At 68.2% G+C, this 24,375-nt stretch carries 25 protein-coding genes; 12 read left to right on the forward strand and 13 right to left on the reverse strand.

What is annotated here, in order from left to right; translation table 11 throughout:
* Window positions 1-21: 21 nt before the first annotated feature.
* From AB0L70_RS22525 to AB0L70_RS22535, 3 genes are read left to right on the forward strand one after another with little or no spacing between them, the layout of a single operon-like run.
* Window positions 22-369, forward strand: coding sequence for a metalloregulator ArsR/SmtB family transcription factor (locus AB0L70_RS22525; protein WP_363687092.1), 348 nt, complete (start codon window positions 22-24; stop codon window positions 367-369).
* The gene (locus AB0L70_RS22530; RefSeq protein ID WP_363687094.1) at window positions 366-845 is read left to right on the forward strand and encodes an SRPBCC family protein; all 480 of its coding nucleotides are present in this window, start codon (window positions 366-368) and stop codon (window positions 843-845) included. The genes AB0L70_RS22525 and AB0L70_RS22530 overlap by 4 nt, the downstream gene beginning before the upstream one ends.
* Window positions 842-1,585, forward strand: coding sequence for an SDR family oxidoreductase (locus tag AB0L70_RS22535; RefSeq protein ID WP_363687096.1), 744 nt, complete (start codon window positions 842-844; stop codon window positions 1,583-1,585). Before AB0L70_RS22530 ends, AB0L70_RS22535 begins: the two co-directional genes overlap by 4 nt.
* On the opposite strand, the gene AB0L70_RS22540 is transcribed toward AB0L70_RS22535, so the two are convergent.
* Genes AB0L70_RS22540 through AB0L70_RS22550 form a run of 3 tightly spaced genes read right to left on the reverse strand, consistent with a single transcriptional unit; the run spans window position 1,582 to window position 4,885 of the window.
* Window positions 1,582-2,739 (reverse strand): FAD-binding oxidoreductase, encoded by a 1,158-nt coding sequence (locus AB0L70_RS22540; RefSeq protein ID WP_363687098.1) that lies wholly within the window; start codon window positions 2,737-2,739, stop codon window positions 1,582-1,584. The genes AB0L70_RS22535 and AB0L70_RS22540 overlap by 4 nt on opposite strands.
* On the reverse strand, window positions 2,739-4,283 hold the full coding sequence (locus AB0L70_RS22545; protein ID WP_363687100.1) for an aldehyde dehydrogenase family protein: 1,545 nt from the start codon (window positions 4,281-4,283) through the stop codon (window positions 2,739-2,741). Before AB0L70_RS22545 ends, AB0L70_RS22540 begins: the two co-directional genes overlap by 1 nt.
* An 11-nt stretch (window positions 4,284-4,294) precedes the next feature.
* Window positions 4,295-4,885: a hypothetical protein gene (locus AB0L70_RS22550; RefSeq protein WP_363687102.1), complete on the reverse strand. Its 591-nt coding sequence runs from the start codon at window positions 4,883-4,885 to the stop codon at window positions 4,295-4,297.
* Window positions 4,886-4,972: 87 nt separating this feature from the next.
* Here AB0L70_RS22550 and AB0L70_RS22555 point away from each other — a divergent pair, with 87 nt between their 5' ends.
* Window positions 4,973-5,455 (forward strand): DUF1992 domain-containing protein, encoded by a 483-nt coding sequence (locus AB0L70_RS22555; RefSeq protein WP_363687104.1) that lies wholly within the window; start codon window positions 4,973-4,975, stop codon window positions 5,453-5,455.
* Here AB0L70_RS22555 and AB0L70_RS22560 read toward each other — a convergent pair.
* The gene (locus AB0L70_RS22560) at window positions 5,448-7,550 is read right to left on the reverse strand and encodes a thiamine pyrophosphate-dependent enzyme (protein ID WP_363687106.1); all 2,103 of its coding nucleotides are present in this window, start codon (window positions 7,548-7,550) and stop codon (window positions 5,448-5,450) included. The genes AB0L70_RS22555 and AB0L70_RS22560 overlap by 8 nt on opposite strands.
* Window positions 7,551-7,696: 146 nt before the next feature.
* Here AB0L70_RS22560 and AB0L70_RS22565 point away from each other — a divergent pair, with 146 nt between their 5' ends.
* The gene (locus tag AB0L70_RS22565) at window positions 7,697-8,365 is read left to right on the forward strand and encodes a hypothetical protein (protein ID WP_363687108.1); all 669 of its coding nucleotides are present in this window, start codon (window positions 7,697-7,699) and stop codon (window positions 8,363-8,365) included.
* Here the strand turns inward: AB0L70_RS22565 and AB0L70_RS22570 are convergent.
* The 3 genes from AB0L70_RS22570 to AB0L70_RS22580 are packed head-to-tail and all read right to left on the reverse strand — an operon-like array spanning window position 8,362 to window position 10,992.
* Entirely contained in the window at window positions 8,362-9,270 is a 909-nt protein-coding gene (locus AB0L70_RS22570) for a Ku protein (protein ID WP_363687110.1), read from the reverse strand. The two genes, AB0L70_RS22565 and AB0L70_RS22570, sit on opposite strands and share 4 nt — an antisense overlap.
* A gap of 36 nt (window positions 9,271-9,306) precedes the next feature.
* Window positions 9,307-10,173 (reverse strand): hypothetical protein, encoded by an 867-nt coding sequence (locus AB0L70_RS22575; RefSeq protein WP_363687112.1) that lies wholly within the window; start codon window positions 10,171-10,173, stop codon window positions 9,307-9,309.
* Between the two features lie 30 nt (window positions 10,174-10,203).
* Window positions 10,204-10,992, reverse strand: coding sequence for a sigma-70 family RNA polymerase sigma factor (locus AB0L70_RS22580; RefSeq protein WP_363687114.1), 789 nt, complete (start codon window positions 10,990-10,992; stop codon window positions 10,204-10,206).
* Between the two features lie 185 nt (window positions 10,993-11,177).
* Between AB0L70_RS22580 and AB0L70_RS22585 the strand changes: the two genes are divergently transcribed.
* Both AB0L70_RS22585 and AB0L70_RS22590 read left to right on the forward strand, forming a co-directional pair.
* Window positions 11,178-11,900, forward strand: coding sequence for an NIPSNAP family protein (locus AB0L70_RS22585; protein ID WP_363687116.1), 723 nt, complete (start codon window positions 11,178-11,180; stop codon window positions 11,898-11,900).
* Window positions 11,901-12,052: 152 nt separating this feature from the next.
* Window positions 12,053-12,988, forward strand: a complete 936-nt coding sequence (locus AB0L70_RS22590) for an RIO1 family regulatory kinase/ATPase (protein WP_363687118.1) — start codon at window positions 12,053-12,055, stop codon at window positions 12,986-12,988.
* Here AB0L70_RS22590 and AB0L70_RS22595 read toward each other — a convergent pair.
* Together AB0L70_RS22595 and AB0L70_RS22600 are read right to left on the reverse strand one after the other, a co-directional pair.
* Entirely contained in the window at window positions 12,972-14,057 is a 1,086-nt protein-coding gene (locus AB0L70_RS22595; RefSeq protein WP_363687120.1) for an alpha/beta hydrolase, read from the reverse strand. The genes AB0L70_RS22590 and AB0L70_RS22595 overlap by 17 nt on opposite strands.
* Window positions 14,054-15,709, reverse strand: a complete 1,656-nt coding sequence (locus tag AB0L70_RS22600) for an FAD-binding dehydrogenase (RefSeq protein WP_363687122.1) — start codon at window positions 15,707-15,709, stop codon at window positions 14,054-14,056. Before AB0L70_RS22600 ends, AB0L70_RS22595 begins: the two co-directional genes overlap by 4 nt.
* 37 nt (window positions 15,710-15,746) lie before the next feature.
* Here AB0L70_RS22600 and AB0L70_RS22605 point away from each other — a divergent pair, with 37 nt between their 5' ends.
* Together AB0L70_RS22605 and AB0L70_RS22610 are read left to right on the forward strand one after the other, a co-directional pair.
* A complete protein-coding gene (locus tag AB0L70_RS22605; RefSeq protein ID WP_363687124.1) occupies window positions 15,747-17,648 on the forward strand; it encodes a DUF5107 domain-containing protein in 1,902 nt (633 codons plus the stop codon).
* Window positions 17,649-17,784: 136 nt separating this feature from the next.
* Entirely contained in the window at window positions 17,785-18,201 is a 417-nt protein-coding gene (locus tag AB0L70_RS22610) for a DUF3592 domain-containing protein (protein WP_363687126.1), read from the forward strand.
* Window positions 18,202-18,205: 4 nt separating this feature from the next.
* Here the strand turns inward: AB0L70_RS22610 and AB0L70_RS22615 are convergent, their stop codons facing one another.
* On the reverse strand, window positions 18,206-18,823 hold the full coding sequence (locus AB0L70_RS22615; RefSeq protein WP_363687128.1) for a TetR/AcrR family transcriptional regulator: 618 nt from the start codon (window positions 18,821-18,823) through the stop codon (window positions 18,206-18,208).
* 175 nt (window positions 18,824-18,998) lie between these two features.
* Between AB0L70_RS22615 and AB0L70_RS22620 the strand changes: the two genes are divergently transcribed.
* Complete coding sequence (locus AB0L70_RS22620; protein WP_363687130.1) at window positions 18,999-20,147, forward strand: phosphatidylinositol-specific phospholipase C1-like protein; 1,149 nt, start codon at window positions 18,999-19,001, stop codon at window positions 20,145-20,147.
* A gap of 7 nt (window positions 20,148-20,154) precedes the next feature.
* Window positions 20,155-20,604 (forward strand): OsmC family protein, encoded by a 450-nt coding sequence (locus tag AB0L70_RS22625; RefSeq protein WP_363687132.1) that lies wholly within the window; start codon window positions 20,155-20,157, stop codon window positions 20,602-20,604.
* 377 nt (window positions 20,605-20,981) lie between these two features.
* Here AB0L70_RS22625 and AB0L70_RS22630 read toward each other — a convergent pair whose 3' ends face one another.
* Both AB0L70_RS22630 and AB0L70_RS22635 read right to left on the reverse strand, forming a co-directional pair.
* Window positions 20,982-21,107: a hypothetical protein gene (locus AB0L70_RS22630; RefSeq protein ID WP_363687134.1), complete on the reverse strand. Its 126-nt coding sequence runs from the start codon at window positions 21,105-21,107 to the stop codon at window positions 20,982-20,984.
* A 61-nt stretch (window positions 21,108-21,168) separates the two neighbouring features.
* On the reverse strand, window positions 21,169-22,323 hold the full coding sequence (locus AB0L70_RS22635; protein WP_363687136.1) for an FUSC family protein: 1,155 nt from the start codon (window positions 22,321-22,323) through the stop codon (window positions 21,169-21,171).
* 65 nt (window positions 22,324-22,388) lie between these two features.
* On the opposite strand from AB0L70_RS22635, the gene AB0L70_RS22640 reads away from it, so the two are divergent.
* Entirely contained in the window at window positions 22,389-22,892 is a 504-nt protein-coding gene (locus AB0L70_RS22640; protein ID WP_363687138.1) for a DUF5709 domain-containing protein, read from the forward strand.
* 58 nt (window positions 22,893-22,950) lie between these two features.
* Here AB0L70_RS22640 and AB0L70_RS22645 read toward each other — a convergent pair whose 3' ends face one another.
* Window positions 22,951-24,276, reverse strand: coding sequence for a cytochrome P450 (locus AB0L70_RS22645; protein ID WP_363687140.1), 1,326 nt, complete (start codon window positions 24,274-24,276; stop codon window positions 22,951-22,953).
* Window positions 24,277-24,375 lie beyond the last annotated feature (99 nt).

The following is a 24,375-nucleotide window of genomic DNA, read 5'->3' on the forward strand; positions in this document are numbered from 1 at the left end:
TCTGCGCGCTATGTTAACCACATGGTTTCAAAACTAAGTGGTTATGAAGACGCGTTGAACGGAGTGTTCGCCGCGCTGGCGGATCCGACCCGGCGCGCGATCCTGACCGAGCTGCGGCGGGGAGACGCGACCGTGGCCGCGCTGGCCGCGCCGTTCAGCGTCTCGCAGCCGGCCGTGTCCAAGCACCTGAAGGTGCTCGAGCACGCCGGCCTGATCACCCGGACCCGGCAGGCGACCGCGCGGTTGAGCCATCTCGAGGCCGCGCCGCTGCGCGAGGCGGTCGGCTGGCTGATGGACTACCGCGCGTACTGGACGGAGAGCTTCGATCGTCTCGATGACGTGCTCGACGACCTGAAGGACAAGTCATGAAGGTCATCGCGGAGCCCGGCGTACCGCAGGTCGTCATCGTCCGCGAGTTCAACGCGCCGCGGGAGCTGCTGTTCCGCGCGTACACCGAGCCCGACCTGGTGGCGCGCTGGCTGGGACCGGCCGGTCTCGAGCTGATCGTGAACCAGCTCGACCCGCAGCACGGCGGCCGCTGGCGCTGGACGCACTACGACGGCGACGGCAAGGGCTACGTGTTCCACGGGCTGTACCACGGGACGCCGACGCCGGAGCGGATCGTGCAGACGTACGAGTTCGACCAGCAGCCGGGCACGGTCTATCTGAACCTGATCACCTTCGACGAGACCGACGGCGTCACCACATTGACGCAGAACACCGTGTTCTTCGCGGTCGAGGACCGCGACCAGTACGTCGACGGCGGGATGGAACATGGCATCCGCGCCTCGATGCAACAACTGGACGACCTCATCACCGAACTGGTCAAGGAGGGCCACTCATGATGCTCACCGGAAAGAACGCGATCGTGTACGGCGCAGCCGGACCGATCGGCACCGCAGTTGCCAAGGCCTTCGCGGCGGACGGTGCGACCGTCCATCTCGCCGGCCGCACGCCGGCGAAACTCGACCGGCTCGCGGCCGAGATCCGCGACGCCGGCGGAACCGCGGAGACGGCCGTCGTCGACGCACTCGACGAGGCGTCGGTGGATCAGCACGCCGAGGCGGTCGGCGCGATCGACATCTCGTTCAACCTGATCGGCCACCAACAGACCTTCGGTACGCCGCTGATCGACATGAACCTCGCGGACTTCGAGTTGCCGGTCTCCACCATGGTCCGCAGCTTCTACCTGACCTCCCGAGCCGCCGCCCGGCTCATGATCAAGCAGGGCTCCGGCGTGATCCTCACCTTCGGCGGGTACGGCGATCCGGCCGCGAACCTCGGTGGTTTCCAGATCGGCTTCGGCGCCGTCGAGGCACTGCGGCGCACCTTCGCCCTGGAGCTCGGGCAGCACGGCATCCGCGTCCTCACCCTGCAGACCGGCGGTATCCCGGAGGCAGTCCCGGCCGACTTCCCTGAGCAGGCGGCGGAGGCGATCGCCAAGGACACTGCCCGCCGCACGATGCTCAACCGCGCGGCGACGCTGTCCGACGTCGGTGCGGTCGCGGTGTTCGCCGCCTCGGACCAGGCCCGCGCGCTGACCGGTACGGCGCTCAACCTCAGCGTCGGCGCGGTCGTCAACTAGACGACGTTCCACTCGGCCCGCGGGCCGTCGTACCGGAAGCGGCCGGCGTGCAGGGGACTGATGTCCACGAAGGGTGTCCGGCCGAGGTAGAGGTCACGGATGATCTCACCGACGGCCGGGCCCTGGAGGAAACCGTGGCCGGAGAAGCCGGTGGCGTAGAGGAATCTGGAGATGCCGTCGGCCTCGCCGATCAGCGCGTTGTGGTCGGGCGTCACCTCGTACAGACCGGCCCAGCCGCCGGTGAGCCCGACATCGAGAAGCGAAGGTGTCCTGCGCTCCATTTCCGCCGTCAGCCGGGGCAGCCAGGTGTCGGTTCGATTCAGTTGGAAGCCGGGCTGCTCCTCCGGGTCCGACATGCCGACGAGCAGGCCGGGTCCTTCGCGGTGGAAGTAGAACGTGCTGCTGAAGTCGATCGTCATCGGCATGCTGGGCGGCAGCCCGGGGATCGCTTCGGTGACGACGATCTGGCGCCGTAGCGGCGTGACCGGCAGGTCGATCCCGACCCACTGGCCGACCTCCGCGGCCCATGCGCCCGCAGCGCAGATCACCGTGCCGGCTCGGACATCGCCCTGGCTGGTCCGCACCGTAGTGATGTGGTTGCCGACAGCATCAAGACCGAGGACCTCGCAGCCGGTGACCAGCGTGGCGCCGAGCCGGCGGGCCGCGGTCGCATACCCGAGTACGACGGACTCCGGCGTACAGTGCCCGTCCGCAGGGGAGAAGCAGGCGCCGGCCAGTCCGTCCGGCGCGACGATCGGGGCGAGGCGGACGGCTTCGTCGACGTCGATCATCCGGGTCGGTTGGCCGGCCGCGTTCTGCAGACGGGCGCTCTCACGGAACAGGTCGAGCTGGTCGGCTGTCTCGAGCAGGAAGAGGTAGCCGACGCGATGCAGGTCGATCTCCTGGCCGGGCCGTTCGCCGAAGCGGGCGAAGGCTTCCAGACTGCGCGCGCCCAGGGCGATGTTCAGCTCGTCGGAGAAGTTCGCCCGTACGCCGCCGGCTGCCTTGGAGGTCGAGCCGGAGCCGAGTTCGTTCTTCTCCAGCAGGAGGATCCGTTCCACCCCGGCCTCGGCGAGGTGGAAGGCGATGCTCGTGCCCATCACCCCGCCGCCGACGATCACCACGTCGGCGGCCTCCGGCAGTGCTGCGGCCATCAGGGCAGCTGGAAGGAGAAGTCGGCCTCGACCGTCTCCGTATCCATCTGCGCCTTCTGCAGCTTGCCCGAGTAGTCCCAGTTCAGGGACTGCCAGCGGGTGAACTGGTCCAGCACCCAGACCCCGCTCTGCCGGGACCCGTTGCCGGACTTGCCGTTGCCGCCGAACGGCAGATGCGCCTCGGCGCCGGAGGTCGAGTTGTTCACACTCACCATCCCGGCCGAGATCCCCTGCGCGAACCGGAACGCCTTGTTCGGGTCCGTCGTGTAGATCGAACTGGACAGTCCGTACCCCGGCTTGTTGCCCAAGGCAATGGCCTCATCGAGGGTCGAGTACGACGTGACCCCGACGACCGGCCCGAACGTCTCGTTCAGGAACAGCTCGTCGTCCGCCCGGACCCCGGTCACGATCACCGGGTGGTAGAACAACCCGGCCGCCGGATCGCCGACGAACCCGGACCGCGGGTTGTCGCCGCTGACCCGGCCGGTCGCCCCGAGCACGTGATGATGGTCGGTGATCCAGCCAAGCGTCTTCTCGAAACCGGCCGCGAACTTCTCGTCGAGCAACGGACCGAACAGCACGTCCTGGGTCGGATCGCCCATCGCCGCTGCCGCGACGGCCTCGCTGAACCGGGCGACGAACTCGTCGTGCACCGACTCGTGCACGATCACCGTTCCGAGCGACGTACACCGCTGGCCTGCCGTGCCGAAGCCGGAGAAGAGGGCACCCTCGACGGCCAGGTCGAGGTCGGCGTCCTCGGTGATGACCATCGGGTTCTTGCCGCCGAGCTCGAGACACGGGTTCTGCAGGTGGCGACCGCAGAGCTCGCCGATCCGGGTGCCGACCGCGCTCGACCCGGTGAAGCCGACCTTGCTGATCAGCCCCGCCTGCAATGCCTGCTCGAGACCCGTGAACGTGTCCGGCCCATCGGCGTACACGACGTTGAAGACCCCGGCGGGTACGCCGGAATGCGCGAAGATCTCGTAGAACGCGTCGGAGACGACCGCCGAGTACTCGGCCGGCTTCCAGACGACCGTGTTGCCACACAGCAGCGCCGGAACGATGTACCAGGACGGTACGGCGACCGGGAAGTTGCCGGCCGTGATCACCGCGACCGTGCCGACCGGCCGGCGGAACGTGAACAGTTGCTTGTCCGGCATCTCGGACGGAACGGTCTGCCCGTACAGCCGGCGGCCCTCGCCGATGAAGAAGTCGCAGGTGTCGATGATCTCCTGCACCTCGCCGCGCGCCTCCGCGATCGGCTTCCCGATCTCCCGCGTGACCAGTGCCGCGAGACGTTCCTTGTTGGCGGTCATCAGCCGGCCGACGTTCGCGATCACCTGCCCACGCTGCGGCGCCGGTGTCGCCGCCCACGCACCTTGTGCGGCCCGAGCCGCCTCGGCCGCACGCACGAACACCTCGGGCCCCGCGCTGCCGACTGTCCCCACCACGTCGCTCAGCCGAGCCGGGTTGGTCGACGGAGTACGCCGTACCGCGTCCGCCACTCGCTCGCCACCGACAACGGACAGCACCTCAACGGCCATGCGGCATCCCCTTACTCGTCGTGGGGATCCACCCTAAGCGGCACCTTCTGGTCGGGGTAGAGATCCGGGATCGGGATGGGCATGCGCCACAGGTGCGACCGCGGGTGGATCATGCCGTGCCGGATGGCGACGTACCGGAGCAGGCGGAGCGGGCCGGCGATCAGCGCGAACGCGAGCGGGAGTTCGACCACGAAGGCGCTGAGCAGGGCCTGGGTGAGGTCGGCCCCGCGCTGACTCGTCATCACGTCGAACCAGGCGTCACAGATCAGCAGCACCCCGGACGCGAACGCGGTCGGGAACACGAACTGCTTGCGCTTCCACCCCGCCAGCGCGGTCAGCGTGAGCATCGCGAGCAACAGGATGTCGAACCCGACCCAGGTCGCCACCCAGTTCCGCGCGACGTAGTGGCTCGGCAGCGTGATCGCCAGGTAGACGGTCCACGGGATCAGCGCGGCCACGCAGATCACCATCAGTACGGTCCGCCATTTGCGGAACCGGTCCAGCGTCCGCCGGGTCGGCATCCCGGGCCGTGGCGCCAGCCGCAGGATCAGGTCCCGGCGCTCGGCCGGCGTCATCGCCGCGATCTCTTGGTCGGTCAGCACCTCTCCAGTATGTCTTGTGATTGCATTCACAAGCCGGTAAGGTGCAGTTCTGGCACAACTGTCGATGAGGACAGATGAGGTGTGGACATGACCAAGCGACGGCCGCCCGGCATGAGCACCCAGGAATGGGTCGAGGCGCAGCTCCAGCGGGCCAACAACGCGGGCGAGTTCGACAATCTGCCCGGTGCGGGTAAACCACTCAAACTGGCCGATCAGCACGATCCCGACTGGTGGGTGAAGGATTTCATCCGCCGCGAGGACGTCGAGACCGAGGCGCTGCTGCCGCCCGCGGTCCAGTTGCGCAAGGAGAAGCAGCAGGTCCAGGACAAGGTCCGGGGGATGCGGCGCGAGTCGGAGGTGCGGGACTACCTCGCCGATCTGAACCAGCGGATCCGGATCAGCATTCGCGACACCACCGGCCCGGTCGTCCCGGTCGGCATGATCAACGAGGAAGCGATCCTGGCGCAGTGGCAGGACGAGCGCGCGGAGGCGGCCGCCAAGCCGCAGCCCGTCGCCGAGGCCGAGCCGCCGGTGCGGAAGAAGTCGTTCTGGCAGCGCCTGTTCAGTTGAGCAGTTCGCGGGCCGCGGTCTCGATGGTCTGCTCGCTGAGCAGCACGTGTTGCGCAGCCGCGCCCAGCGGCACGTAGGAGTCGTGGCTCGTCACCCGGGCCAGCCGGCCGGTGTAGCCGTGGTCGATCAGGATGGCCAGGATCCCTTCGGAGACACCACCGGAGCGCCGGGTCTCGTCGACGACGAGTACCCGCCCGGTGGTGGTTGCCTCACGCAACAAATCCTCGACCGGCAGCGGTGCCAGCCAGCGCAGGTCGAGCACCCGGACCCCGGGAACCCGTGCCGCCACCCGCAGGCTCATCGGTACGCCGTTCCCGAACGTCACGATGGTCAGCCCGGTCCCATCGCCGTACGTCCGGCCGCGTCCGATCTCCACCGGTTCATCCGGGTACGGCGCCAACCACTTCTCGTCGCCCTCGTCGTACAAATCCCGCCGGTGGTAGAGCGCGATCGGCTCGATGAACACGCTGACTGTGCCGGATGACCGCGCCGCCGCCGCGCACGTGTGCAACATCGCGGCCGCGTCGTCCGGCCGGGACGGTGACGCGATCACGATGCCGGGGATGTCCCGCAGTACGCCGATCGCGTCGTCGTTGTGGAAATGACCGCCGAAACCCTTCTGGTAGCCGTAGCCGGCGATCCGCAGCACCATCGGATTCGCGTACTGCTCCTGCGAGAAAAACTTCAGCGACGCCGCCTCGCCGCGGAGCTGGTCCTCGGCGTTGTGCAGGTAGGCCAGGTACTGGATCTCCGGGATCGGCAGCAGCCCGGACACCCCCGCACCGAGCGCGAGCCCGAGGATGGACTGCTCGTCGAGCAGCGTGTCGAACACTCGGGCCGCCCCGAACGCCTTCTGCAGCCCGCGGGTCACGCCGTACACCCCGCCCTTGCGGCTCACGTCCTCGCCGAAGAGCATCGCCTCCGGGTAGGACGCGAGTACGTCGCTCAACGCGTGGTTGATCGACTGGCTCAAGGTCAATGGTTCCGTGGTTGCGGTGCGCTGGGGCAGTGACGCGGAGACCGTCGTGGGGTCAGGGAAGCGGAGTGGGGCGGCGACGGCTTCGGCCGACGACAGCTGGGGCAGGCCCGCGACCTCGGCTGCGATCCGCAGGGCCTCGGACCGCTTGTCCTCGTACAGCTCGATGACGTCGTCCGCGCTGAGACCGGCTCCGAGGAGGAGTCGCGCCGTACCCAGCAGTGGGTCGAGTTCTTCGTCCGCGGCCAGTTCGCCGGGAGTCCGGTACGCCGCTTCCACGTCCGAACCGGCGTGGCCGAGCAGGCGGACGGTCCGGAGCCGGAGGAAGGCCGGCCGCCGGTTGCGTCGTACGAACGTGGCCGCCTCGGTCGCCATCGACAACGCGGCCGCGAGGTCGGTGCCGTCGGCATCGAAGTACCGCAGGCCGGGCCGCTGACCGTACGCCTGCCGGATCCAACCGTCCGGCGTCCGCACGCTGATCCCGATCCCGTTGTCCTCGCAGACGAGCAGCAACGGCATCGGCAGACCCTGGTACGACGCATGCAGGGCGGCGTTGATCGCGCCGGTCGCGGTCGAGTGGTTCGCGGACGCGTCGCCGAAGCTGGCCACGGCGATGGCGTCGGCCGGCCACGGCGAGGGTACGCCGAGCTTCGCCGCCCGGGAGATCGAGAACGCGACGCCCATCGCCCGGGGCAGGTGGGAAGCGATCGTCGAGGTCTGCGGGATGATCGCCAGGTCGTGCCGCCCGAACACCTTGTGCCGGCCGCCGGCGATCGGCTCAGTGGTCGCGGCCGCGACGCCGAGCAGGATGTCGCGCAGCCCTTCCTTCGAGCCGCACTGCTCGGCGCGGGTCAGGTAGAACGCGCCGGACCGGTAGTGCAGCAGGGCCGGGTCGGTGGGCTGGACAGCCGCGGCGACGGCCGCGTTGCCCTCGTGACCGGCCGAACCGATCGTGTAGAACCCGCTGCCCTGCGACTGCATCCAGCGGGCGGCGAGATCCGCGTGCCGGCTCCCGAGCTGAGCGTCGTACAGCGTCCTGAGCACGTCGGCGGAGTAGTCGGAGGGCGTGGGTTTGAGCCCCCGGACCCGGCCGGGGAACTGCTCGTCGACGCTGGTCACCGCCGGCTCTCCAAGGTCCTCATCTGAAGAATCGTATTCGCGCGGCGCCGACTCTGGGGAGCCCGTCCGGATTGGGAACCGTGTGGACGGGGTATTCGTTCTCGGGTTATAGGCGCGGTGTGTGTGGGGGTGCTCCTGAGGTTGTCGTGGCGACAGTAGGTGAGTTGCGGTTCTCGCCGGCGGTCCGGCGGATAGCGCTTGCAGCCGGTCTCGGGGTGGGGACCACCGGGGTGCTGGCGGGCGTCTTGCTGCTCGGTCCACTCGCCGCGTCGATCCTGCTCGCCGTGGTGTTCGCGCTGGTCTGGCCGCTCGCCGCGGTCATCCGGCATGTGGCGGACGAGGCGCCGTACAAGTCGTCGGCGACGGTCGCGGCGACCGCGGCGGCTGCCGTGCTGTGCCTGCCCGGGATGGTCCGGTTGCTGGCCTGGGGTGCGCTCGGGCTGGCGACGGCGATGATCGTGGCGACCCTGTTCGTGCTGATCGATCTCGTCGTACCGGAGCGGCGGCCGAAGCCGTCGCGGCAGCAGCGGAAGCTGAAGCGGCTGACCGAGGCGCAGCTCGTGGAGGACGAGACGCTGATCGCGTCCCTGCAGTGTCCGCTCAGCATCGAGGAGCTCTGCGGAGTCTGGTCCGAGACCGCGACCCAACTCGCCCACGGCGCCGGAGCACGGGACCGCCAGGCGGTCGCCGAAGTACGCCGGATCTGCCTCGACGAGTTCGAGCGCCGCAACCCCGACGGCTTCAACCGCTGGCTCGAGGCCGGCGCGCCGGCCAACCCCAGCTCCTACCTGCTGACCAATCCGAGCGACAACTAGGCAGCCTTCTTCCGGGCCGTGCTCTTCTTGGCGGTCGTCTTCTTCGCCGTCGTCTTCTTGGCTGCGGTCTTCTTGGCGGTTGTCTTCTTCGCTGGGGTCTTCTTCGCCGTCTTCTTGGTCGTGCGGGACTTGCGGGCCGATTCGACACTCGCCCGGAGGGCGGCGACCAGGTCGGTCGGGGTGGTGGCTTCCGGCTCGTCCTCGGTGAAGACGACCTCCTTGCCCTTGTGCTTGGTCCTGACCAGCTCCTGCACCCGCTCGGTGTAGGAGTCCTGGTACGACGAGGGCTTCCACTCGCCGCTCATCGCCTCGATCAGGTCGGTCGCCATCGACAGCTGCTTACCCGCCGTCGACTTCTTCGGCAGGTTGCCGAGCTCCTCGACCGGATCCCGGATCTCGTCGGCGAAGAACATCGTCTCCAGCACGAGAACCTTGCCATCGGCCCGGATCGTGGCCAGATACTCCTTGCCCCGCATCACGAACTTGGCGATCCCGGCCCGGTTCGTCTTCGCCAACGCATCCCGCAGCAGCGCGTACGACGACGCGTTCTCGGAATCCTTCGGACCCAGGTAGTAGCTCTTCTGGAAGTGGATCGGGTCGATCTCGTCCAGGTCGACGAAGGTGGAGATCTCCAGCGAACGGGACTTGCCCGGCGCGATGTCGTCGAGCTCCTGCTGCTCGACGATCACGTACTCGCCGCCACCGACGTCGTGGCCCTTGACGATCTTCTCGTACGGGACTTCCCGGCCGGTCCGCTCGTTCACCCGCTTGTAGCGGATCCGGTCGGACGTGCCCTGCTGGAACTGGTGGAAGTCCAGTTCGTGCTCCTGGGTCGCGCTGTACAGCCCGACCGGTACCGAGACCAGGCCGAAGGTGATGTAACCGCTCCAGATCGACCGCGCCATCGCCGGCTCCTCTCGCTCGGAGGCCCGGTACCCAGATCAGAGCCGGTTGTATCGCTTCCGGGCCTCGCGGCTCTCCTTCTGGGCGTCGCGGGCCACCCGGCGGGCTTCGTCCAGCTTGGCACCTACGCTGCGTACCAGCTCCTGGGCGTCGGCCAGGGCTTCGCGGGCGTTGTCCAGTTGGGTGTCGAGCTCCTCGACCTTTGCCTCGGCCGCTTGAGCCGCCGTGACCGCGTCCTCGAACGCCTGCTTGGCCTTCGACTTCTTGGCGGCCTCGCGTTCCTCTTCCTCGCGCTCCTCGGCTTCCCGCTGCTTCCGCGTGGAGGCCGACTCCTTGTCCTCTTCCGCCTGCTGGGCCTTGCGCCGGTTCTTCGCGGCCTGGCGGCGTTCGTCGGTGAGCGGCGTGACGTTGGACGGTTCGCCGTTCTCGTCGACGACGCCGAAGCCGACGTGCCGCAGCGCGCTGCTCAACCGCCCTTCGCGTACGGCGTCACCCGCGGCCGGATCGATCAGCGCCGCATCGAGCGTCTCGCGCAGCTTCTGACCGACATCAGCGCTGACCTTCTGGCCCTCGTCCCCGGCCAGGCGCGTGGCCTCCTTGGCCAGCTTGTCCAGGACCTGATGGCGTTTCGGCGTCAGGTCCCGCAGCCGCTCGCCGTCGAGATCGGCCGTTGCCTCACGGAACTCGTCTCCCAGTGCAAGCAGATCGTCCAGCTCGTCGGGCAGGTTCCGCGACAACAGGTTCGTGACCCAGGCGGCCACGGTCGGCTTGCGCATCGCCTTCAGGCGGGTCGATCCGACCTGATCGCCGTCCGCCTTCAGCTGTTTGGCGAGCTCGTTGCGAGTAGCAATGAAGTCGGCAGCAGGTGCCGCATAGAGCGCATCCGCCGCCTCCTCGAAGTCCACAGAGCCGACGCTACCGGAAAATGCGCGTGGTCAGGCGGTCTTCTCCGCCAGCTGGGTGCGCAGGTTGTCGAGGATGCCGCGGAGCAGACGGGAGACCTGCATCTGGCTGACGCCGAGTTCGTTGCCGATCTCTTCCTGGGTCAACCCGTTCCGGAACCGCAGCTCGAGGATGCGCTTGTCCCGATCGCCGAGATTGGCTACTGCCGGTGTCAGCGTGTGTACGTCTTCGACCAGGTCGTAGCCGTCTTCGGCGTCGGCGACCGTGTCCAGCAGACTGGTGCCGCCCTCCACCGTGCCGGGCGCGTCGAGCGACAGCGCGGTGAAGCAACCCCGGACCGCGCCGGCTTCGGCGACCTCGGACGCCTCCGTGCCGAGCGCCTTGGCGGTCTCCTCGTCACTGGGAACGTGACCGAGACGCTGGATCAGCTCAGGCTCGGCGGCCGCGATGCTGCCCTGGATCTCCTGGACCCGGCGCGGTGGCCGGACGGTCCAGGCGCAGTCCCGGAAGTAGCGTTTCAGCTCGCCTCTGATCGTCGGTACGGCGTACGAGAGGAAGGCTGTGGATGCGTCCACCCGGTAGCCGTTGGCGGCCTTGACCAGACCCAGGTAGGCGACCTGTTCGAGATCGTCGGCGTCCACGCCCTTGCTGCGGTACCGCGACGCGATCGAGCGGGCCAGCGGAGCGTTCAGAATCACCACCTGGTCGAGCAGTTGCTGGTGGCGCGGATCCGGTACGGCGTCGGCTTCGAGCAGGAGTTCATGGGTGGTGTCGGCTACGCGCTGTTTGGATTCGTCAGCGCTGACAGCTGCGATCGTCACGGGAGGAACCTCGTCGTGTCGTCGTGCAGGTCGGTGGCATCACGGTTGAACCACTACCTCCACCAGATCAAAATCGGCCGCCGCTTTCAAGTCCCGGGAGATAAAAGGTATTCGACCGAGTACGCTGTGTGACGAGATCGCAAGACTGACAGCATCTGTCAGGTTTCGTTGCTTGGCTTGGTCGCATGGACGACTGCTGCGCCGTGGTGGACTTGCGTCAGTACACCCTGCACCCCGGACAACGGGACACTTTGATCGACATCTTCGACCAGCACTTCGTCGAAGGACAGGAAGCGGCCGGCATGCATATCGTCGGCCAGTTCCGCGACCTCGACGATCCGGATCGCTTCGTCTGGATCCGTGGGTTCGAGGACATGCCCGCGCGGGCGGCCGCGTTGAACGACTTCTACTACGGGCCGGTCTGGCGCGAGCACGCGGCGGCCGCGAACCAGACGATGGTCGACTCCGACAACGCCCTGCTACTCAAGCCGTTGTGGCTTGGCGACGGCTATCCGGGGCGCGACACCTTTCGTCCTCCGGTCGGTGCGCAGGTCCCGGCCTCGCTGGTCGCCGGTGCGGTCTATCACCGCGGTTCGCCCGACGACGGATTCGTCGAATACTTCGAGGATCACGTCGTACCGGCGTTGACCGCGACCGGGGCGAAGCCGATCGCGGTCCTCGAGACTTTGGTTGCCGAGAACAACTTTCCGGCCCTGCCGCTGCGGGACGAGGTCGTGCTCGTCTGGCTGGCCCGGTTCGCCGACGACGCGGCGTACGACGAGCACCGCCGGCGGCTCGCGGCATCGGCGGTGTGGCAGCGGCAGGTGCTGCCGGAACTGGTCTGCCGCTCGGCCGCACCGGCCCAGGAACTGCGGCTCCGGCCGAGTGCGCGGTCCCAGCTCCGTTAAATAGATTGCGCGGCCCGGGACGGGCGTGCATCCTGGACCAGCCGAGTAGCGACGGGCGCTACCTGGACCTAAGGAGGGCTGACGGATGGCCATCACTGTGCTGCGGCATGTCCGCGTCAGTCTCACCTCAGAGTTCAGGAGCACACCACCCGATGTCTTCCGACGTCTTTCGTACCGAATCAAACTTTTCTGACCAGTTCACCGATCTCGACTCCCGCTGGGCCGATCTGACCCGCGACGAGTCCCAACCTGATCCGGCTGATGCCTTCGTCTTCCGCTTCACCGAAGTCGACGAGCAACTGGGAGCGGATCAGCGCTGGTCCACCTGGCTGGACGTCGAGCGCGGCTCTCGCGGCCCGGAACCACGGCCCGACTGGGTTGTGACGGAACAGGCCGCGATCGATACCGAGCTCGGCGTCCTCAAAACCGGCAAGGAAGCCGACGTCTTCCTGGTCGAGCGGGCCGTTGAAGCCATCGGCGACAACCCCGCTCGGTCCTCGCTGCTCGCCGCGAAGCGGTACCGCACCGAGGAACACCGGTCCTTCCACCGCAGTACGGCGTACGTCGAAGGACGCCGTACCCGCAACAGTCGCGACACCCGTGCACTGGCGAAGAAGACGTCGCACGGTCGCAACGTCGCCGCCGGTCAGTGGGCGGGTGCGGAATGGGGTGCGCTGTGCAATCTGTGGAAGGCCGGCGTCCCGGTGCCGTACCCGGTCCAGATCGACGGCACCGAGTTGCTGATGGAGTTCATCGACGACGGTGAGGGCGGCGCCGCGCCACGGCTCGCCCAGGTCCGCCCGTCGAAGGAGCTGCTCGGTCAGTACTTCGAGCAGGTCCGCCACGGGATGCGCGAGTTGGCCCGGGCGGGGCTGGCGCACGGCGACCTGTCGCCGTACAACGTCCTCGCCCAAGGGGACCGGATCGTGATGATCGACCTGCCCCAGGTGATCGACATCGTCGGCAACCCGAAGGGTATGGAGTTCCTGCTGCGCGACTGCCACAACATGGCGACCTGGTTCACCAACCGGGGCCTGGAGATCGACGAACAAGAACTGTTCGCGGACCTCCTCACGATGGTGTTCTGATCGCCGCCTGCATCAAGGGGACGAGTGGTACCAGCTGGTCGGGGTAGACATCGACGAGTCCGTCGAGATGAGTGCCTGCCTCGACCCGCTGGTACGTGTGCAACCCGGTCGGACGCGCCAGCTCGGCGTACGCGTCCGAATGGGTGATCGGGAGCAGGCAGTCGTAGGTGCCGTGGATCGTGACCAGCGGTCTGCCGATCTTCCCGGTCAACGCAATGCGCCGGACCGCCTCGTGCGCTTCCGGCCGTTGCGAGTAGTCGTAGTCGGCTTCGCTGCCTGAGTACGACGGGTCGAACTCGAGGGCGTAGATCCGCTGGGTCAGCGTCCAGTAGACGGTGTAGTGGTACTCCCAGAGGAAGTCCGACCGCGGATCGAACCCGGCCGCGCCGATCAGCTCCGGAGATTGTTGCTCATAGCCCCTGATTGCCAGCGGCAACGAGTCGAACGGGTTGGGCCCGTCCGCGGTCCAGAGCGTGCCTTCCAGGTCGACGCCGCGGGTGTAGAGCTCGGGATGGTTCTCGAGTTGCCAACGGACCAGGTAGCCACCGTTCGAGACACCCGCTGCAACCACCTCGTCGGGTGGGCGGCCGTAGTGCTGGGTGACGGTCTCGCGAGCGGCCCGGGCCAGCTCGGTCATGCGGAGGTTCCACTCCACCATCGCGTCACCGGGGTGACGGCTGCCGGCGTAGAACTCGGCGCCGGTGTTGCCCTTGTCGGTGACGGCGTACGCATAACCCAGGGCGAGCACGTAGTCCGAGATCGCCTTGTCGTTCGCGTACTGCGCCCGCACGCCAGGCGCGCCGGAGACGACGAGTCCGCCGTTCCAGCGCGCCGGCAGCCGGATCGCGAACTGGGCGTCGTGGTTCCAGCCATGGTTGGTGTTCGTCCGCGACTCGGACGGGAAGTAGCCGTCGATCTGGACACCCGGCACCGGCGGTTGCACCGGCAGGTCGGCGTGCGTGGTGCCGATGTAGTCGGCCGGATTGGTGTGGCCGGAGGCTTCTGTCCCGGTTGTGGTCAGATCGTCGAGCTCGGCGAGTTCCTGGTGTTCGGCCCCGGGGACTGTCATGAGACTGCTTGAGCTGCTGCGCGTCCCGCCGTACGGCCGGTGAAGAGACAGCCACCGGCGAAGGTGCCTTCGAGGGACCGGTAGCCGTGGACGCCGCCGCCGCCGAACCCGGCCACCTCGCCGGCCGCGTACACACCGGGGAGCGGCGTACCGTCGGTGCGCAGCACGCGGGAGTCCAGGTCGGTCTGAAGGCCGCCGAGCGACTTCCGGGTGAGGATGTTCAGGCGTACGGCGATCAGCGGGCCGGCCTTGGGATCGAGGATCCGGTGTGGTGACGCGACCCGGATCAGTTTGTCGCCGCGATAGTTCCGGGCGCCGCGCAACGCGGTGACTTGGAGATCCTTGGTGAACGTGTTGGTCAGCTCGCGGTCGCGGGCGACGATCTGGCGTTCCAGGTCGGTCAGGTCGATCAGGTTCTCGCCGGTCAGGTCGTTCATCGCGCGGACCAGGTCGGGCAGGTTGCCGCGGACGATGAAGTCCTCGCCCTTGTCCATGAACGCCTGCACCGGTGCGGTCGCTCCACCACGGGCCCGGCCGAGCACACCCTTGATGTCCTTGCCGGTCAGGTCCGGGTTCTGCTCCGAGCCGGAGAGGGCGAACTCCTTCTCGATGATCTTCTGGGTGAGCACGAACCAGGTGTAGTCGTAGCCGGTCGTCATGATGTGCTCGAGCGTGCCGAGGGTGTCGAAGCCCGGGAACAGCGGCACCGGGAGTCGCTTGCCGGTGGCATCGAACCAGAGCGACGACGGGCCGGGCAGGATCCGGATCCCGTGCATCGGCCAGATCGGGTCCCAGTTCTGGATGCCCTCGGTGTAGTGCCACATCCGGTCGCGGTTCACGTACCGGCCGCCGGCCTGCTCGGTGATCGCGAGCATCCGCCCGTCGACGTGCGCGGGTACGCCGGAGATCATCCGCTTCGGCGGTTCCCCCATCCGCTTCGGCCATTGCGCCCGGACGAGATCGTGGTTGCCGCCGATGCCGCCGGACGTGACGATCACGGCCTGCGCGGTCAGGCTGAAGTCCTCGACCTCGACCCGGGAGCTCGAGACCCCGCGGTCGACGCCACTCGGCTCGAGCACCTTGCCTGCGACGCCGTCGACCACGCCGCCGGTGACTGTCAGCTCGTCCACGCGGTGCCGGAACCTGAACTCCACCAGGCCTTTGACGACTGCCTCGCGTACTCGCCGCTCGAACGGCGCGACCAGGCCCGGCCCGGTGCCCCAGGTGATGTGGAAGCGCGGGACAGAGTTGCCATGTCCGTCGGCGTTGTAGCCACCGCGTTCGGCCCAGCCGACCACGGGGAAGAACCGGACGCCCTGGGCATGCAGCCACGGACGCTTCTCGCCGGCCGCGAAATCGACGTACGCCTCGGCCCATTGCCGGGCCCACTTGTCCTCGTCGTCCAGCCGGTCGAACCCGGCCGAGCCGAGCCAGTCCTGCATGGCCAGGTCGCGCGAGTCCTTGATCCCCATCCGGCGCTGCTCGGGGGAGTCGACGAACATCAGCCCGCCGAACGACCAGAACGCCTGCCCGCCGAGCGACGCCTCGGGTTCCTGGTCCAGCAGCAGCACCTTCCGGCCCGCATCGGCCAACTCGGCAGTCGCTGCCAGCCCGGCCAGCCCCGCCCCGACCACGATCACATCGGCGTCCATGGTGTCCATGTATAGCGCAATTGAAAGGATGGCGGCTGTGACGATTCTTTCCGCGCATGATCTGGTCCTGCCCGCCGCCTCGCTGGGTGAGGAGAACCCGCTCGCGCCATTGCTCAGCCACCAAGAGCTCAAGACGGTTGAGAACCTCAGCGAGCTGCCCGCCGACCTGCGGGAGAACATCGAGTACGGGCGTCTGCGCAGCACGCTCCCGTGCCTGAACCAGGACGGGTACGACCGCACCCTCGTGGACACCACGTTCCCCGCGCTCGTCCTGGAGAACGACCATGTGCGCGCGACCGTCCTGCCCAGCCTCGGCGGCCGGCTCTACTCGCTCGTCCACAAGGCCAGTGGCCAGGAACTGCTCTACCGCAACCCCGTCTTCCAGCCGGCCAACCTCGCGCTGCGCAACGCCTGGTTCGCCGGCGGCGTCGAGTGGAACGTCGGCAGCACCGGCCACTGGACCGGCACCTGCGCCCCGATGCACGCGGCCCGCATCGAAGGCCCGGACGGTACGCCGGTCCTCCGGCTCTGGGAACTCGAACGCACCCGCAACCTCGTCACCCAACTCGACTTCTGGCTCCCGGCCGACTCCGAGTTCCTGTACGTCGGGGTCCGGTTGCAGAACCCGTCCGACACCGAGGTTCCGGCGTACTGGTGGTCGAACATCGCGGTCGAGCAGTCGCCGGAGACCCGGGTGCTGGTGCCGGCCGACCAAGCCTGGCGATTCGGGTACGCCGGCGCGGACCGGCCCGACGCGACCGGTCGATGGCTCGACCTGATCGACGTCCCGGACTTCGATGGGATCGACCTGACCTACCCGATGCGGCACCCACGGGCGGTCGACTTCTTCTTCGAGCCGCGGGCGGACGAGCGACCGTGGATCGCCTCGGTCGATGCCTCCGGCAACGGATTGGCGCAGGCGTCGTCGGAGCGACTGCGTGGACGCAAGCTGTTCGTCTGGGGCGAGGGTGCGGGCGGCCGGCGCTGGCAGGAGTGGTTGGCGCCGGGCCTGTCCGGTGGCGGTTATGCCGAGATCCAGTCCGGGCTAGCCCGGACCCAGCTGGAGCACCTTAGGTTGCCTGCGGCAACATCATGGCACTGGCTGGAGGCCTACGGTCGAGTGTCCGTCGAGCCGACGGCTGCGCACTCGGAGGACTGGAGTCACGCGCGTGCAGCGGGTGCCGCGGCGTTGCGTTCGGTGCTCGACGACTTACCGGCCAGGGAGAGCGCGTGGCTGTCCGTCGTGGACGCGGAGCCGCTCGAGCGGCTCGCGACCGGATCGGGCTGGGGTGCGCTGGAACTAGCGCGGACCGGCTGGAAGGTCTCAGCAGGTACGCCGTTCGCCGACGACACGATGACCTCCCGGGAACGAGCCTGGTTGCCCTTGCTGGACGGGCAATCGCCGGCGGTTGACGACGTACCGGATGGGACGTTGGTCGGGTGGCGGGAGTTGTTGGAGAAGGCCGAGGACAACTGGCTGGTCTGGTATCACCGGGGCGTTGCACGGCACTACCACGGTGATGTGGAGGGCGCGGTCGAGGCCTGGCGACGGTCCGGGGAGAACGCGTGGGCATTGCGCAATCTCGGTCTGGTGACCGGAGAGCTGTCGCACTACGAGCGGGCGGTTGAGTTGCGGCCGGACCTCGTTCCGCTGGTTGCGGAGGCTGTGGCTGCGGCACTGGACAGCGACCTCGCCTGTGCCGAGCGAATGCTTGCCGTGGCTCCGGAGGATCCCCGGATCGGGTTGCTGCGAGTCCGGCACGCGTTGGCGACCGGCGACCCGGCGAAGGCCCACGAGTTGCTGGTCGCGGGCATCCAGCTGGCCACCGTTCGCGAGGGTGCCAACCCGCTCACCGACTACTGGCTGGAGACCGAACGTCTCCTCGGGACCGGGCGTCCGGTCCCGCCGGAGTATCAGTTCGGTATGGGCGGAAGCTGACTCGGCAAGCTCTTTGTCCTGACCTGGAACCGACTGGTCGCTGGTGGCGTCTCACCGTCGTGCGGCAAGGGCCGCGCAAGGCAGTTCGACAACGACGACCGTGCTGCTTGCGGGCGGCGCGTCGGGGGTGAGTGCCATGTTGACGATCGTTGTGCTCGGTGGGTTCGGCCTGGTGCTGCTGATTGCGGCATGCATCGGGGCGGACGTCATCGCCGGTCTCCGGCGGAACGAAACCCCATCGGGTACGGAGGAGAAGACCGCGGGACAGGTGATCCGGGTACGTGGCCCGGTCCGCGGTCAGCTGAACGGCGGGATCCCGGCCGAATACACCGAGGTCACCGTCGAGTACTGCACCCGCCGGGGCGAGGGACCGTACGAGGTCACCCGCAAGTACCCCGTCGGCAGCCGGGTTCCTTACGCGAAGAACGACCGCGTGATCGTGAGCTACGACGTCCGGACGCCCCGCCGGGCCCGCATCGCCGGCCGGGTCAGCCACTGGCCGCAGCTGGGTCCGCGATCATCAGAGCCGGCCGACCCGGTCCCACAGCCCTAGGCCGTTACGACGGCAGGTGTGGCGCCAGCAGGTTGTAGAGGACCGGGCGACCCTGATCCAGGACGTACGTCGCCTCGTCCGCCGGCAGGCGGTCGGCCAGATGAGCCAGTGCTTCGCCCATCGCGATGCTCAAGGTCACCGCCAGCCGGAAGTCGTGGGTGTTCTCCGCGCCGAAGCGGACGCTCAGCAGCTCGGCGAACTCGCCCGCGTGCTGATCGTCGAACTCGCCCGGCTTGGTCTCCAGCTCCGGATCGCCCAGCCCGCTCAGCGCGACCGCGCGAAACCCCGGATCGGTGCGGTGCATCTCGCGGAAGGTATCCAGCGTCACGTCGACCGCGTCCCGCCAGGTCGCCGCCGTCGCCAGCCGCTCGCTGACCGCCTCGGTGTAGCGGGCCTGGTTGCGCCGTTCGATCGCCTGGATCAGGCTGCGCTTGTCCGGGAAGTAGCGGTACACGCTCCCGACCGCGATCTCGGCCCGCTTCGCGATCCCGCTCGTCGACGCCGCGTCGTACCCACGCTCGACCACCTCGGCGCAGGCCGCGTCGAGGATGCGCTCGACCTGACGGCTGGCGCGGTCCTGGGTCGGCGTCCGGCGGAGCGGATACGCGCCCGATGTCACCATGTTTCTCATTGTCCATCCTCAGGGGGACAACGTTGCCACCTTCCTGTGACAGATTGCCGTCAATCGGTGCCGGAGGAACCTTTCAACCACCGTCGAAGGGTCTGAAACCCGGCACCCGCTTATGACAGATTGCGGGCAGATCTGACCACCGGGTCAGAGGGAGGGAACACTTCGCATGCGCCTCAGCAGAACTGTGGTCGCCGGTCTGGCGTCCGCCGCGGTCGCCGCATCCGGGGTCGCCGGTACGGCGATCACCCGGCACGAACCGCACGCCGCCGGAGACAGCCTGCGGCTGAACCAGATGCAGGTGGTCGGTTCGCACAACTCGTACCACCGGGAGCTGAGCCCGAACGAGCAGAAGGTTCAGCAGCAGCAGAACCCCGGCTCGGTCGACCTCTGGTACTCGCACGCCCCGATCTCGCAGCAGCTCGAGGACCAGAACGTCCGCTCGCTCGAGCTCGACCTGTTCCCGGACCCGCAGGGTGGGCTGTACACGTTCCCGCTGATCCGGAAGCTGACCGGTCAAGGTCCGCTGACCGACCCGGCGATGGCGCAGCCGGGGATCAAGGTCATGCACGTGCCGGACTTCGACTACAACACCAACTGCGCGACGTTCAAGATCTGCTTGCAGCAGGTGAAGACCTGGTCGGACCAGCACCCGAACCACGTGCCGATCGCGATCAACCTCGAACTCAAGCAGTCCGACCCGGCCGTGGTCGCAGCCGGTGGGGTCAAGGCTCCGCCGTGGGACGCGGGCAACCTGGACAGCGTCGACACCGAGATCCGCTCGGTCTTCTCGGAGGGCGAGCTGCTCTCGCCGGACGACGTACGCAAGCCGGGGCTGACGCTCGAGCAGTCGGTGCTGACGAAGGGCTGGCCGAAGCTGAGCTCGGCCCGCGGTCAGGTGATGTTCTACTTCGACAACGGTGGTCCCGGTGAGATCCGCGACCTCTACACCGCGGGCAAGCCGAACCTGGAAGGTCGCGCGGTCTTCACCCGCGGTCCGGAAGGTGCGGCCGACGCCGCGGTCACTGAGGTCAACGACCCACGGGGCACCGGCCAGGCCGAGATCCAGCGGCTGGTGTCGAAGGGCTACCTGGTCCGGACCCGGTCGGACGAGCCGATGGCGACGATCCGCGACAAGGACTACAGCCGGCTCGGGATCGCGCTGGCCAGTGGTGCGCAGTGGGTCACCACCGACTTCCCGGTGGCCGGGATGGCGGCCCGCTACGACAGCGACTTCGTCGCCAAGCTGCCGGGGCACACTCCCGTACGCTTGAACCCCGTCACGGCATCCGCCAAGGCGGCTGTCTCGGAAGGATGAGCTGAACATGTCGGAGCACGTGGTCGACGTCAGTTGGAGCCGCGGTGAGTACGAGTTCACCTACGACACCTACAACCGCGACCACGAGTGGCGCTTCGACGGTGGCATCAGTGTGCCCGGCTCGGCGAACCCGAAGTACTTGGGCAATCCGGGCCCGGTCGATCCGGAGGAGGCGTTCGTGGCGGCGTTGTCGTCCTGCCACATGCTCACCTTCTTGTCGATCGCGGCCCGGAAACGCCTCGTCGTCGACGCGTACGACGACCACGCGGTCGGCGTGATGGCGCCGAACGAGGCGGGCCGCCTCGCCATCACCGAGGTGACCCTCAACCCCAAGATCGTCTGGGGCACCCCCGAGCCCGACACCGAAACCCTGGCCCGCCTCCACCACCTGTCCCACCAAGAATGCTTCATAGCCAACTCAGTAACCACAAAAATAACCGTCGCAGGCATCGACTGACCTCCCCCGAGGACAACCCCCCGCTCTCCACACGAGAGCCCGCCCGCGCGGTCCCACCCGAGAACCCGCCCGCGCGGTCCCACCCGAGAACCCGCCCGCGCGGTCCCACCCGAGAACCCGCCCGCGGTCCCACATCTTTCTTTTCTTTCCTTCCCTGAACAAAAACCACCCGCCGGACTGGCCTGAGCCTCGCGCAAGCGGCGTCAGGACAGTCGGCGGGTGGTTTTGGGATGCACCTCTGTGGTGATGCATCCGGACGGATCCGGCGGCGCTTCGCACTGGGCGCCTCTGCGTTGTGTGCGATCTCCGTGCGGTCTGGCTCGGTGGGCTAGACCGTCCGGGGCGCTGCCTGGATCCGTTCGTCCGGTTCGCGCCAGTTAGTGCTTGGCGGCGGCGTCGCTCCGGTCGTCTGGGGTCTGGGTGGTCGGGTCGACCGCCAGCAGGTCCTCGAGTTCGCGGACCTGCTCGGTGGCCATCGAGGTCATCAGTCGGTGGATCGTCATGCCTGTGAGACGCACGGGGTCGCGGGGTATGACGGAGATTCGGACCGACTTTTGATGTGACCTACTTCTCATCCAGCCCATCGAGGCGGAGCGGGACCAGTTTCCGGGCTTCGTCGTACGACGTCCCGGTCAGTTCGAGCAGGTCGACCACGGTGGATCGCATCTGCCCGAGCACCACCACGGCGGAGAGCCCGGTCGGTAATGGCATATCCGCCGTACGACGTCCGAGCTCGCCCAGGACGCGGTGGGCAGCGACGTCCGCGGCAGGCTCGAACAGGGATTCGGCGATCAGGCGGGTGCCGTCCGCGAGGCGTTCGAGCAGCATCGGGTACTCGGCGGGCATCTGTTCGTCCCGCCAGACCGAGACGGCACACCGGCGTACCAGGACGCGGATGTTCCGGATCGCGCGGTCCAGCGGTACGACGAGGTCTGCGATCTCCTGCACCCGGCCGCGGTGCCGTCGGCGGAACGGTGACAGCCGGACGACGGCGACCCCCTCGTCGGCCGCACTGCGGAGGTCGTCGAGGCGGGACTCGCTCGCGCGGGCCCGGCGGAGCGCGTCGGTGACCGCCTCCTCGTCACGGGCGCGGAGGCCGTCAGCGGTCTCGTTGAGGATCTCGGAGAGCTCGTTGAGGACTCCGGTGGCCTGCTGCCGGGGGCGCCGGATGGCGGCGGCGGGGGCGATCGTGGCGGCGGCGAGCGCGACCACACCGCCGAGGGCCGCGTCGAGCCAGCGGCTGAAGCCGGCGCCCGGGTTCGGCAGCAAGGTCGTGACGATCGCGGCCTGCACGCCTGCCTGGGTGCTCATCAGTGTTCCGGCGCCGAGCAGTACGGCGATGCTCATCGCGAGGGCGATCACGAACACGATCTGCGGGATGCCGGTGCCGAAGACGCTGACGAACAGATCGCCGACGCCGACGCCGACCGCTACCCCGACCATCACCTCGGCGACGCGGCGTAACCGCTGGCCGAAGCTGAACCCGAGGCAGACCATCGCCGCGACCGGGGCGAAGAACGGTTGCTTGTGGCCGACGACGTACCGGGCCAGGGCCCAGGCGGCGCCGGCGGCCAGCGCGCACTGGGCGATGAAGAAGATCCGGCTGCGCCAGCGGTCGACCCGACGGCGGATCGAGGCGCGCGAACGGCGGGCGGCCTGCGGCGCGATGTCGTCGCGCAGCTCCCGCAGCTGGTCCAACGTCAACCTGACCGGATCCACCTGGCCATTCTGGGGCACGAGCGCTCCGGCTTGCTTCGGCCGCGCCCGGAGGTCAGGGTATGGGCATGACCGAGAACAACCGTGAGGACTACGGCAGCTACAGCGTCGACGACGAGGACCAGCTGCAGAAAGAGGACACCCTGAACGACCGGGGTGTCGACGATCTGCTCGACGAGGGGTACTCGCCGCCGGAGAAGTGGTCCGCGGGCGAAGGATTCGGTACGACGGCCGACGAGGCGCTGGAGGGGGAGTCGCTGGACCAGCGGATCGCCCAGGAGGAGCCGGACGTCGACCCGTACGCCGAGGACGGCGAGGACGTCGGTGGTCCCGAGGTCGGGGTCGTTCGCTCCGGTCGCCTGGTCGCGCCTGACGAGGGCGCCCACAGCGACGACGACCAGGAGCTCGTGGCCGAAGACGTCGGTTTCGACGGCGCCGCCGCGTCCGCGGAGGAGGCTGCCGTGCACGTAGTAGACGACGAGGACGACTTCGAACTGGAAGACGACGACGAGGACGACCGCGAGTCCTACGAGAACGTAGACCTCGGCGACGTCACCGACCCCGAGAACTGAGCGGTGCGGGGAGGATTTCAGCCCGAATCGGGCGCAACATCCTCCCCAGTACGCCGGACTACCTCGGGGTGACGGTTACCTCTGCGCCTTTGCGGGGGACCAGAGTGACGTTCTTGGCCTGGGCTGGTTCCGGTTTCGGGTTGGGCGCGCTGAAGTTGTAGGTGGCCAGGGCGGCGCGGAGGATCTCGGTGGCTTCCATCAGGGAGAAGCCGGCTCCGATGCACCGCCTCGCCCCACCCCCGAACGGCATCCACGTCCCGGGAGCGGGTGGATCGTCGGACAGGAAGCGCTGCGGCCGGAACTCCCTCGGCAGCGGGAAGTGCTCACCGTCGCGATGGACCAGCCCGACCGCCGCCATGATCGTCGTACCGCGCGGCAACCGGTAGCCGGCCACGTCCGCGGTCTCGGTCAGCCGCCGGCCGACCTGGTACACGACCGGGTGCAGCCGCAGCGCCTCCTTGACGATCGCCTCCAGCTCGTCGTCGGCCCCTGCATCCACGGCCCGCTGACCGAACTCCAGATCCTCCGGATTCCGGGCCAGTTCGTGGAACGCCCACGCCAGCGCCGTCGCGGTCGTCTCGTGACCCGCGAGCAGCAGCGTGACCAGCTGGTCCCGCAGCTCCTCGTCCGTCCAGTTGCCCGCGGCAAGCAGTCGGGAGAGTACGTCGGTACGCCCGTCGAGATTCCCGCGCCGCTTGGCGATCTCGTCGTACAGGATCTCGTCGACCTTGCGCTGCGTGGTCAGATACGTCCGCCACGGCGGGAGCCGGAGCAGCGGCGGGTAGAACCCACCCAGCATGATCACCGGCGAGACCGAGACGATCTTGTCCATCAACGGCCGCAGCGTGTTCAGCCGGTCGGTGTCGGTGACGCCGAAGACGACCTGCAGGATGATCTCCAGGGTCAGGTTCCGCATCCGCTCGTGCACCTTGAACGGCTTGCCGGGTGTCCAGGTCGCGACCTCCGCGCGGGCGAGCTCGTGCACCATTCCGGCGTACCCACGCAAGGCCTGACCGGAGAAGGCCGGCATCAGCTGGCGGCGCATCCGGACGTGGTCCTCGTCGTCCAGGAGCAGCAGCGAGTGTGAGCCCATGATCGGCTCGAGCACCGTGTTGCCCTCGCCCGCGTGCATCACCGACGGCGGGCTGCCGAACACCTCGCGGATGTGTTCCGGCCGGCTGAGTACGACGCAGACCCGGCTGGACGGGACCAGGCGGATCGTAAAGACGTCGCCGTACTTCTCCCGCATCGCCGGGAAGAACGTCTTGCGATGGCTCGCGAACAGCTTGGACTGGAGCAGCGTGGGCCATCGTGGACCCGGCGGCAGGGTGCGGGCGGTCTGCCGGTCGAGCGTCCGGGCACCGAGCAGAGGTGTCGAAGCCATACGTTCACGCTACGTCAGGCGGGTGAACACCGGGCATCGAAAGAGACAAACGCCCGCACCCGGCGCCGCCACGCGACACCGGGCGCGGGGAGAAGCAGA

The organism is Kribbella sp. NPDC051952, from assembly GCF_040680855.1.
GTDB lineage: Bacteria > Actinomycetota > Actinomycetes > Propionibacteriales > Kribbellaceae > Kribbella.